The sequence below is a fragment of the Pseudomonas glycinis genome (assembly GCF_054871425.1).
Map to the genome: position 1 here is coordinate 518,548 of NZ_JBTYHF010000001.1, position 11,984 is coordinate 530,531.

Sequence of the window (11,984 nt, forward strand, 5' to 3'; positions counted from 1 at the left end):
CGATCAGTTGGTGACTGCAACATGCACAGCGCCGCTGTCCGAAGTGCCGTCGCTGTTTTCTACTTTGACGACCAGCGAAATCTGATCCGTAAGGCTCATCGGCCGCCAGTGAGCCTGGTATCGCCCGCTGTGACTGGTAAACGACTCAGTGAACGGTGCTCCATTAGTGGAGACAAGGATTTTCCGTCTGGGCATGGGCTCTCGCCCCTCCTTGGCCACAATCAGCGCGGTCATGGAGACGTAGGTCTGCAAGGGAACCGGATTAGGCGATGCAACAACGGATTCCACCGCTGCTGGACACTCAGTGACGGTCAACCAGAGCGTTTTTACCACCCAGCCAGCCAAACCACCCTTTACCGACGCCCGCAACGCAGCCTCGCCTGCTCCTTCCAAGACAATGCGCGCCGTTGCCTTGCCTTTGGCATCCGTCAGGGTTGTCGGCAGCGAGGTGCGGTCGTACTCCCACATCACTTCGACATTGGCCAAGGGTTGCGCGGTACTCGCTGACACTACCAGGACTTGCGCGGTCATCTGTTGCCCCGGATACCCGCTCGGATAATCGCTGACCAGTTCCTTGATCTCCCGGGGCTCGTGCAGCAAAAACGCTAAGGAAATCGACTCCGAATACAGCGCATCGCCCACCGTGGCGGTCAGTTGCGCCGCACCCGGTGTTGTCGGCACGAACCGTATCCGCGCTTCACCGTAGAAGTTGGTAGTGGTGGTCACCTCACCAAGGTCCGGACTGCGCCAGACAACCTTCATCCCTACCATCGGTCTGCCACTGATGCCCGACACAATGGTGATCCGCTCCGATACAGCCTCGCCCCAAAACAGCGTCTGACTGCTGCGCGAACGATCCGCAATTTTTACCACCTGCGCGCCTTGCCCCAGCGACATCGCAATAACTGGAGAAAGCCTGGCCAACCGCGCCGAGGCAAAGCGCAGGCCGAAACTCCCGTCCTTGAGGTCGCCCGCGTTGAACCGATAGGTCATTCCAGCTTCCGAAAAAAACCTGGGATCACCCAGACGTGGTTCCTCGAAGCGCAAGCCCAATTCCGCCGGCCCGGTGCCGGTCATGCCCAGTGTCAGATATTGGTCATGCAGCGCACTGCCAGCCGGAGCACTCACGCTCAGTTGATGCTGCCCCTTGCGCCGGGGGAATTCAGCGCTTTCACCCAGTGCCTGAAACGGTCTGGAGTCGAAACTGTATTCGAATCCGTCCCACGGATCCCCTTCCAGCGCTAGAACCTGCATGGAGCGGCGCTCTTCAAAACGGTCATAAGGGCTGATAACCGCCGCTGTCACCACATGCTCACCTGCCGTGGTTGGCGCAAAGGGAAAACCACTCCAGCCGTCGGCCCCCGTCCCGTGCACTTCGGTGCTGCCGTCGGCTGTCCATTGAACAGCCACTTGCTCCAGAGGGAGGTCGGGACGATAAGGGGAGCGTACCTTCAGCCACATCCACGCAGGATCCTGCCCAATGACCGGATCCACCGCAGATGCACGGACGTCTTCGATCGTGATTTTATTGTGGGCCAGGGTCATCGTATTGATGTCGCTCACGCCAAAGAAACTGATAATGAACTGAAGTTTGAAAACCCCGGGTTTGGTACTTTTTGAACAGTCCAGCGTCCAGGTAAACCCGCTGTCGTCCACAACATTTTCGCTATTGGGGGGTGGGCTCAACTCGATTCCGAGCTCTGCCGCCGGGCTTCCAGTCCATATCAGATCCATGGGGATACCCACTAAAGGACTCAGCGCATTGGTGCGGAAGATATAGCGATGTATAGCGCCAATACACGGAAAGAGCGGCTGCCCCCTGAGATCGGTCATCTGATCCAGGACCACAGTCATTTCTTCATGGAGGTCAGGTGATAACAGTCGGCAAGAAAAATCCTTGTTCGTGAGAGTGTCGGTGAGCAACCTCACCTCGAAAATACTGCTGGTACTTTCGATACGATCAGAGCTGAACAACCAACTCAGATCTTCCCCTTCGCGCAATATTCTCGGCATATCAAGGTCGCTCACCGCAAGCCCGATCTCTGGCTTTGCGTTGCGCCAACCGAGCGTAATTGCCTCGCCAATCAGCGGGCTATTCTCATATGCACGGACCGTCAGGATGTGCGTCTTGCCTCGCTTGCAAGCGATTCCGTCACTGGAAATTTGAAAGCCATCAAACGTGATCCTGACCTTGTCCTTCCACTCGTCTCGTGCAAACGCCGTGACCGAAAACGTGTGTCCATCTGCCGGCCCGCCTTCGTAGGCTCTCACACTGGCGGTAATCGTCTCGTTGCTCAAAGCCTTCAACGGCCGGTAATACAGGCTGGCCCAGCCACCGCTGCCAGTACGAGACTCGACAATACCCTCGGGGGTTTGCCAGTCGACGAACGCATCAATTACTGGCTCACCGGCACCTTTGTCAGTGACATGCACCACCTGCACTCGCATCAAGGTCTTTTCGTAGTTCTCGACAACCGGCGAAATATTCGGGCCGCGCGTGTCAGCGATCCTGACCTTGTTGCGCGCCAGCGACATGGGTTTACGCGGCGATGGCAGTAACAACTTCGAGCAGACCAATGACAGTTCGAAGCGACCATCCAGCCAGTCCTCGCAGGCCAGCGTCCAGAGACTATCGTCGCCATTGAAAGCGACCGGTTGCTGGAGTGGCGGGTTGACCGTGACCTTCAACTCTTCATGCCCGACGCCGCTCCAGTGCAGCGATAGATCAGTCGCCAGCAAAGGGCTGTCGGCGGGCAAGCGCACGATGAAGGGGTAATCAGTGCCACGATTGGGATAACCGGTCGCGTCCCACAGGGTTACCTGCTCTTCGACAACGCAACGCAAGTCGCGCCAGGGGTCGGTCGCCAGCACCGTGACCGGAAATTCGTGAGTCACCTCGCCATTGCCGTAATAAGCGCTGTCGACCGACGCTGTGATGACAAAATCGCCGGCTTGCTCAGGGACGAAATCGAAGTAAGCCAGGCCCTGTTCATCAGTGACTGCGGTGCCCTGCACGCCCTGCCCGATACTCGTCCACCTGACCTCTCGACCATCAAGCGAACGGCCGGTGTAGAACGAAAGGACCTGCACGCCCAACCGGACGCTTTGTGCATACTCGAGGACGGGGTAATACGCCGCGGTCTGCACTTCGCGAAGCGCCAATCGATGATGCCCCAGCGACACGTCAATCGCATAAGGCTCGGTGTTGTACTGGTTCACCAGGTTTATTGTGAAGTCATGACTTTTCTCTTCTCCCATATCCGGGCAGTCGAGCGACCACTGCGACAGCAGCGGTTGATCGACTCCCCAGTCAGGGGTTGCCTTGACTGCTTCCAATGGGTTGCCCTGAATGATCAGTGCGATATCCGTACCCAGCCAGACGCTGCCGTCTACAGGGGTAAAAGACAGACGATGCGCAATGTACAAAGAGCCGTCCGGGTCATCGCCAAGGGAAGCGCCCAGGCAAAGGTGTAACGTCTGGCCTGGTGGCAGAACTTCGTCATCCAGTCGCACCGTCTGCAGTTGCAACGGTTCAAGCTTCAGTTGCAGGTCGATTCGAGTGATGCAGATTGTCGAACTACGGTCGCCCGCGTTGCGCGGGACACCGCTGACCTCGAAGCTCAATTCGTCATCTTCGACGAACGCCAATTGGTCCAATGATCTTTGATACACCCGCGGCTTGAATTCCAGCGGCTGCTCCGCCCCCAGTCCGGCGTCTTCGTGCACCTGTTTCCGGCCTTCTTCTGCCGTGAGTTCGATGCTCATTAACACATCGCCGCTCTTGCGGATGTGCAACCAGCCCGATTCGCCCGACCATGAAACTCCGGGCCGCAGTTCGCATAGAAACGTCAGTTCGTAACCCGCGCGGGCGCCGGGGGTCTTGGGTGCCTTGATTACCTGTGTAGCCGAAGCCCCGACACCGACCTCCATGAAATTGACTAACTCGTCAGCATAGAATTCTCTCGCCAGGCCAATCATCCCGCTGGGGCGCCACTCTTTGAGCCGATCGTTGAAGTCACCATTGAGCACCAGATTCTGATTGTTTTGCACGACGGGATCATTCATGGTCGCCTGCTCCTTCGACTGGCATCTTCAAACTGGCGTTTTCAGCCTTGGTAACCAGGTCTGTGACTTTTTGGGCGAACGTCGGCTCGCCGGCTTTGGCGCTGTAGCGCACGCGGATAATGATATCGGTCAAGGATTTGAGCATTGCAGCTTGTGGCTGTTTTAGCGGTCGAGGAAAACTCAGTCGCCAGTGGGAAACCGCACCCGTGCATTCAAACGGGTTGAGTAAACCTTCATCAGGTTTCTGGTGGGTCAGGCCACTGTCGGAAAGCCCTACCGATAAAACGATCTGCTGAGCGCTGCGCAGGTTGAACACCAGATCGCCAGGTACGCCTGAGGTCGGCGTATGCAGGTACTGCACAGACTGTGTGGTGGGCCGGGTCGCCGTCACGCTACTGATCTGCAGCAAGGTTGCCCGGACATCCTCGTAAGGACCGGTCAGGACAGGCAGATCCACCTCCACTGAACTGATCTGCCTGCAGAAATGGCCGGGGTAATCCCGGTCGAACAGCAACTGGGTCAGTCTGAACTCCAATACACCTGTTGCCATCAATTGCTGGTGTGCATCTGCCCAACTGCTCACGCCCTCTTGAGGCTCGATGCCGTCGTCGCACAACTGCCGCAAGGAAACTGTTTTGACCAGCTCCAGCCGCCGCTCGTAGCTTTGCAAGCGCCTGCGTTCCTGGTCCAGCAGATACATGTGCAACTGTTCGCCAGAGCCCAGACCATAACGGTGATCGAGCCAGGCCTGAGGCAAAGGGACCGGTGCATCATAATCGCCGGTTTCAGCAGCCAGCGAAGCCTGCGCACTGAGGCACAGACTGACGACCGCGTCGTACGCCTGGTAGTGCAGGGCTTTTAGCTGGCCAAGCATCCAGCCGAACAATTCGGCATTGCTCGCGCGTTTTTTGAGGAAGTTGAACATGGTCAACGCTTGACTGTTGGCCCGAAGCGTCTGTTCAAGGCTGGATCTTGCTGCGTTGACCGCATGGCTTTGCGCTTCGATCTGCGCATTGATTGCGCCCACCTCCGCCAGCGCCTGATCGCGTTGCAGCGCCCATTCAGTGCGGCGGCGACGATAGCCTTCGGTCGTGGCTTGTCGGTCGGCGTCGATTTGCAGCAGTGACGAAGAGACGTCAAAACCGAAAGCCATTGCATCGAATGCGTGTTCGGGCTTGAAGCCACCGTTGGAAGTACCATAGATTTTCGGCAACGCCGCGATGACGCCCCCTGCCACTCTGACGGCTTTGGCCTGCAGGGCTGATGTTTTCGACTGCTGCAGGCTGGCCATGACCTGGTACTCGATCGGCGAAACGTTCTCGTTGTAACGCGTTGCATAGGCATCGGCCCGCTCCTGCGCCATTGCCCGGCTTTGCTGAAGCGCTGTTACATTCGCCTCCAGTTGGGCGATGGATTGTTCCTGCACCGTTTCGGCGTAACGGCCCAACTCCAGCAGATGGTTCTGCTGCAGTTCTTCTTGTTCGGCACGGTCGCGTTGTTCAAGCAGTCGCAGCACCAGACTGCCGAAATCCCGCAGACTCTGTACCCCACGCAGTGCGACTTCGAACGTGACACGCCAACGGTAGGCATTGACCACCAGCCGCCCCCCCATCGGTCTGGGTCCGGCCGCGCTGCCAGCGGCCAGATCGCGGAGCAATTGCCTGGGATCCGTCATCGGGCTGAACAGCAATATGTCCAGCGGTTTGCCATCGATGGTGAGATTGTCGCGCAGGTAACCAAGCCGTTGCTGCGGCCTTGCAAACAGGTCGAGCAGCGATTGATTGATCGGAATTTCAAAAGGTTTGCTTGCCAACAATCCCAGCATCGGCGGGGTATCGGAAGCGATCGGGTAATCCGCCAGGTTGAAATCCTGCGTATCTTCAAGCGCTTCAAGAGGCGGTCGTGAATCACTCTGGGCCAGAAGGTTTTCAACGGTGGCGGTCTGCCAACGAGTCGCTGTGTCGGCGGTGGGCGCCTTGCCCATCAGAAACCCGGCCTGGACGTAGCAAAGCTTGGCGGCCACCAGACTGTCACGGGTCAATTGGCGGTAATACCAATCGCCCCACGCCATCAGGTTTTCCACATAGTCAGTGAACATCAGGATCTGAAAATGCGCGGGTGCGGCATAGCCAATGGCATCCGGATCAGAGGGATTCTGGATTTCCCACCCCGGATTACTTCCCGCCCCCTCTATATCCAGAGGCCGGCAACGCCAGTACGCCGGTTTCGGGTTCATGATCGGGACCGGCGGATCTTTCCGATCCTGGGTTGCCTGTGGATCGAACACGTAATGCAGCCAGTCCTGCGCTTCCTGGAAGCGCTCTTCATCACGCAACCGGGTGGCAATCAAATGCGGCAGGTGAAAAAACAATTCCCAGAAATTCAGACCGTTGGCACCGTTGAAGGGACCATTGAGTTCAACAAATTCTGCGCCGGTCGGCGACGGTTCGAGAATGAACTGGTTGGACCAGTCCAGCACGGCGTCCACGGAAATATTCGAACGCCTTACCAGCTCCGAACCGAATAATGAATTGAGCCGAACGTATTTCAACGCCAGTCCAGCTTGATTGAATGACAGGAACTGTGCCGTGCCTGCACTGCTCCTGTGCAGAGTTGGCGGGACGAAGTCCATGAGATCGACAATCGTCAGGTCGAACTCTTTCTGTCCTGTAGGGTAACTGGGAGAGGCGAATAAAAACGTGACTGGTGTGGGCCAGGTGCCTTTCGTCCGCGAGGAAGTCCACGCTTGAGTTGTCCAGCCACCGCTTGCATCCTGGAGTTCACTAATCGGCGGCGGATCGATATCAGACGATCCCATCACTTGCAGCACCATATTCAACATAGCGCTTTCAAGTCCCGTGGGACTGCAGAAACCCTGCACCGTCAGCACATCGTTGTCATCGACGCGCGTTGCCATAACGTTCAGACCAAGATAGGGGGTCAGAGAACCATGGTTCGTTATGCGAGGGACAGCAGTAACCTGAATGTCGAGCGGGTGCTGAACCGTATCGCTGCTGACGAATCGCTCCTCAAGTGCCAGATCCAGCCACGCGCCACCGTCCAGGAGGGGGCGCATCAGCACGTCGTAAATCGCATGCACTGTCAGATCCGTTTCAGCAGAATCTTCCGGTGGAGAATCTGCGGGTGACTTCTCAGAGAACTTGCCACTTAACAGAATCCCCAACTTGCCCTTCGGATTAAGGTAATCAGCATGCACAGTCGCAATCAGTCGGGGGGGGCTCGCCAAAAGCTTGTCCTTGCACTCTGAACTGTGCACACACAACGGCGCCGACCACTGCCCGTTCTGTGTCATGAATGCCAGATTGATCACCAATTTGCTCGGGCTGAAAGCCTCCGCTGCGCTGCCGACGACCGCGTCACGCCATTCGGCCCAGACCACACATAACCGGCCATTCCAGAACACCGGGCGGATATCCAGCACCTGATTGGTGGTGGGGATTTCCACCGCTTGCCATTCACTCCAGGCCGCCGGGTTGACCGCCGCGCTGGCCGGGCTCAGTTCGATCTCGGCCTTGCGCCAAAAATACTGAAACGGCTGCACTCGCTGCCGCCCCAGGAAGTAGTAATCGGCTTTGGCTGGTGTCATGCCATCCATGAAACAGCTGATCACATCGAGATCGCAGATTTTTTCGAATGCCTGTAGATACTCCTGCAGCGCAGCCTGCACGGTATCGTTGTTCAAACGGGCCTGGTTAAGGTTGTTTTCCAGATTTCTGAACAGACTGGTTTTGCGCAGTCGCACTGATGGAATGATGAAATTTTCCGGATAGCATGGAATTTTGTGCATCGCCGCCCAATCGGAATAATTGCTGTAAAAAATCCATTCGTGCAGATGACGCTTGTCGAACTCATGATCTCCAAAGCCTGGCTCCAGCTTTCGATACACCGCATGAATGTACTGCTGCACACAGCTTGTCGCTTCGGCAACTCTGGAACTCTTCACCTGATAGGTGTCAAGCGGGTCGATGCGCAGCAATTCAAACAGATCGTCAGGCGTTTTCAGAAACGGGTATCGGGTATTGGCCACTTGACCAATGCAGTATTCGAGCAGGGCCGAGCGACGTTTTTCCAGCAGCCCGCCAATGTTACTCAGTGCCATGATCTCGCTCCTTGGAATATGGCCCGGGGACAAACGTTCGCCAGGCAGTACGCAACGTCCTGCCACTAGCTCCGGGCGAACGTGATGGCATTGGTGAATATTCTTTCGCTTTCCCCAGACTGAGTGCGAACACTGAACACGAATGTGCCGCCCGTCCTGCTTGAAACAAAAACCCGTGTAAGCCCCTGCTGATCAGTAAAACCCTGCGCCGGCCGAATAGTGACGGCATCCCTCTTCTCGGGCGCTTCGATTGTCCAGAACCACTCCACCAGCGAGTTCTGTCCGCGGTTTCCGTAGGCGTCTTCCAGCACCGCATAAAGTTCTACTTCATGGCCGTATTCCACTGTATCCAGAGGCGTAGGTGAAAGTTCCTCAAGCGGGAAAAACAGCGTAGCGAAATCGGCCGTGATCTCGATGGAAGGGGCATATTGCGGCTCGAACAAATCCAGCCAGAGCAATGGCGTGTCGTGACCCATGACATTGCCGGGAATAAACTCGGCCACAAGCGTCCCGTCGATCAGGGTGGTGTCGTCCTCAATGGTGCCCAAAGTGGCGCGCCAATGGACGGTGACGCCACTCAGCGGCTCCCCGTTGGCGTCTTTGAGGGTCACCTTGTAAGTGACTTTTTCGCCTGGCTTATTGGCCACAACAGTGCTGTTATCCACCACTTCGCACGTCATCGTGACCAGCCCTGTGACGTCGCCCGGTGCATGCACAATTGGCGCCTGCGCACTGGACTCGCCGAGCAGGGCATGTTCAGCGGCCTTGGCGTAGGAACTTTTGTCGACCGTCTCGGGCAGATTACCGATCAGAAAAATCGTTAACGCATCCATACCGGTCGCGGTGGACAGCGTCAGCACGCGCATCAACAAATCGAGCTGGCTGAGGTTCTTCAGAATCCCGTCGGCATCGATGCGGCTGACACATTCGCGCACTTCCTGCACGCTCCAGCCAAAAAAATTCGCCAGCTTGATGGCAGACGCCTGTTGCGCAAGCCTTTTCGCATCACCGCTGACTGCCGGCAATGCGTTGACCTGACGCAGGTAATCCAAAAGCTTCTGTGGCGATTGGCCGCTCGCGGCTGAGGCGAGGGCAAAAGCGCGAGTGAGCGTCGTCAGGTAATAAAGAGTGCGCACCGTCAACGTATGTTTGTCGGCCTGAACAAGCCAGTCCGTGTAGCCGCTATCCAGATATTCCTGCAACAGCGCGGCGCTTAACCCAAGTGTCGACACCACCTCACTGCGCCGACGAATTTCAGCCAGCAGATCAAATGATGCGCTTGCGGCTCGGTCGCGTGTACGGCCGGACGCCTCGGCTTGCATATCGGTTCGCTCCAATACATGCAGGAGTAATTGATGCACCGTGACGCCTGCCCAATCCAGGACCAGCAACGCTTGATCCACACCCACGCCGGCGTATGCCGCCAGCGTCTCCCTTACCAGCGAAGTCTGAGCATCGCGCATCTGTAGAAAAGCACTGACCATGCTGGTGATGATGTTCTGCCGCAATGCTGGCTCGATCTCACCCAAGGCGCTATTGACCGCCCATGAGATCTTTTGAAGGACGAAGGCCGGATACGTCTCAGCGCCTTGCTCATAGGGCAGGATCAGACCATACAAATCGGTTATCGGCCCCAGGCTGTCGGCGGACGTCGCGAGGAATTCGATCCAGTCGGTAGCACCGGCGGTCGGTACGCCAGCCATGAGGAAAGTGCTATTGGACAGCTGTGCCGTCGGCAGCAAATTGCGAATCTGCTCGAAAAACTGCTCATCCTGTTCGGACAGTTCCTGTACCGGTGGCGCGTCGACCGCATGCTGCAACATCCACGACACCGGCAGATTGTTTTGCGCGCACCACTGCACGCAACTTTGCATAGCCTCGATCAGTTCCAGCGCATCCGGTAAACCGTCCGGAACATCGTGAATGACAGGGACACCGGCGAAGCGGCTGATCCACTCATCGCCGCCCAGCATCGACAGCATCAGTACACCTTCAACCGGTGTGATGTTCAACAGCCGGGGCAGCGACACCAAACGATAAAAACTTGAGATGATCGCTGCGTTGCGATTCAGTGTTTCGGTCAAGCCATAAGCCTTGGCCACTGTTTTCGCCAGAACGTAATAAGTCTGCGGATCAATCGCCAGGCCACTGCAGAGCTGGCTGATCGTCAGATCCACCATGCCAGGCACAGGTGTTACCGCAAACGCACCGTTGTCGAGCTTGAAAGGTTCGCGATAGCCTGATTCGAAATTGAACAACTGATCGAACTGCGAAAGCGCTTCGCCGCGGCCATAAACCGACATCTCACCGATAAAAACCGCGAAGTCCGCGGCAGTGCATTGGTAGCGCTCGCGCAACTTTTGAAACAAGCCAAGTGCATGCACGACGCCATTGGTTATTTCCATTTTGTCTGAGGAGTCTTCAGGCCGATTGCCGAGCGCTGTCGCCCTGATGGCAGCTGCCAACACTACGTCTACCTGATCGAACGGCAATCCGGTCCAGCTCGCCAGGCGCACCATCCGATTCAGTCGGTCATAACGATTGAACCCGATGGACTCGTCGGGATTTGCCGTCAATCGATGCCGAAGCTCGCTTGCATTATCGATACGCACCGCCGGCGCAGTGTTGTCATTGATATAGATTGACCCCGAGCGCTCGCTTTCCGGATGCTCGGGCTTGTCATCTATATAGGTGACATTGGTCGAGCGCACCGGAGCAAAGTCGCCAATCGACAGCAGGGCTTCGATCTGCCGACTGTCGAGCTTGGTGCGCTCACCCAGGAACACCACCTGATTGAGGAACAGGTATTCGTCGAGCTTGCTGGTACCAAAGTTTTGCGCAAAGAAACTTTCGCGATCTTCGAAATCCGCCCGGGTTTCTGTCAGCAACAGGCGCTGATAAGGGCCAAGCCGCGAAGCATGGGCGAAACCCTTTGCAGTATTGGCACCCCGACCATTGGTTTGCAGAAAATACGGATAAGAGAGGTCGACCCGGTGCTCAAAGTCGCCCACCGACAGATCATGAACCTGCGCGATACCATCAATCGTGACCCAATGCTGGTAATAAGGCAGGCCATTGGGGTAGCGAGCTGCGATCAGCGCGTCTTCGATCGAATCGACATCTGTATTCGCCGCAATGAATTTTTCCAGCACCTCGACGATGATGTCCACAGACGAGATCGACTGATAAACCGCATTGAAGTCGACGCTCAGTGCCAGCAAATCCGTGCGCCGGTTATGCAGCGCATATTTTTCTTCCTTGTTGATGCCCTCCAGACGGTCACGAACCCAGCGCAACAAGTCGATCAGATAGGCTACTGGCGACCAGATGGACTCCAGCGCATCTGGCGGGCACAGTGCAGCAAAATCGGTACCGATCAGAGCGTGATAATTGGGACCGTCCACGATCGATAGCAAACCGCTGGAGCTGCGCTTTGGCGCGTCCCTGTTCCCCCTCAGCGTCCTCTCGATAAACTGGCGCCGCTGAGACGTGGCTATGCTGTTGGCGCCGCGCCAGAATTGTTGCGCTTGCTCAAAGCTGAGTTGCGGGTGCTGCTGGAGCATGCCTTGAACACCCTTTTCAACCAGTGGATAAATTGATCCACCGTTTTCCAGGTAAGTCTCGAGGTTCTGCAGTCCGACGTCCTGTGCTCGTTGTTTCTCGCTGAACAACTGGTCGAACAGTTGCAGGGCGGGACGGCGCGAATCAACCATGATCAGATTCCTTTAGGCGACAACTGGCCCGCACAGCCCGACATCCTTCGTCGGGCTGCACATTCAGTAAGTACGATTTAGCGCTG

3 protein-coding genes are annotated in these 11,984 nt (G+C 56.7%); all 3 read right to left on the reverse strand.

The annotated features are described in order from the left end of the window. Positions 1-3: 3 nt before the first annotated feature. Positions 4-4,065 (reverse strand): Ig-like domain-containing protein, encoded by a 4,062-nt coding sequence (locus ACYSTU_RS02375; RefSeq protein WP_498995650.1) that lies wholly within the window; start codon positions 4,063-4,065, stop codon positions 4-6. After that, a complete protein-coding gene (locus tag ACYSTU_RS02380) occupies positions 4,058-8,185 on the reverse strand; it encodes a Tc toxin subunit A-related protein (RefSeq protein WP_498995653.1) in 4,128 nt (1,375 codons plus the stop codon). The genes ACYSTU_RS02375 and ACYSTU_RS02380 overlap by 8 nt, the downstream gene beginning before the upstream one ends. 65 nt (positions 8,186-8,250) lie before the next feature. Next, the gene (locus tag ACYSTU_RS02385; RefSeq protein WP_498995657.1) at positions 8,251-11,898 is read right to left on the reverse strand and encodes a Tc toxin subunit A; all 3,648 of its coding nucleotides are present in this window, start codon (positions 11,896-11,898) and stop codon (positions 8,251-8,253) included. Positions 11,899-11,984: the final 86 nt, after the last annotated feature.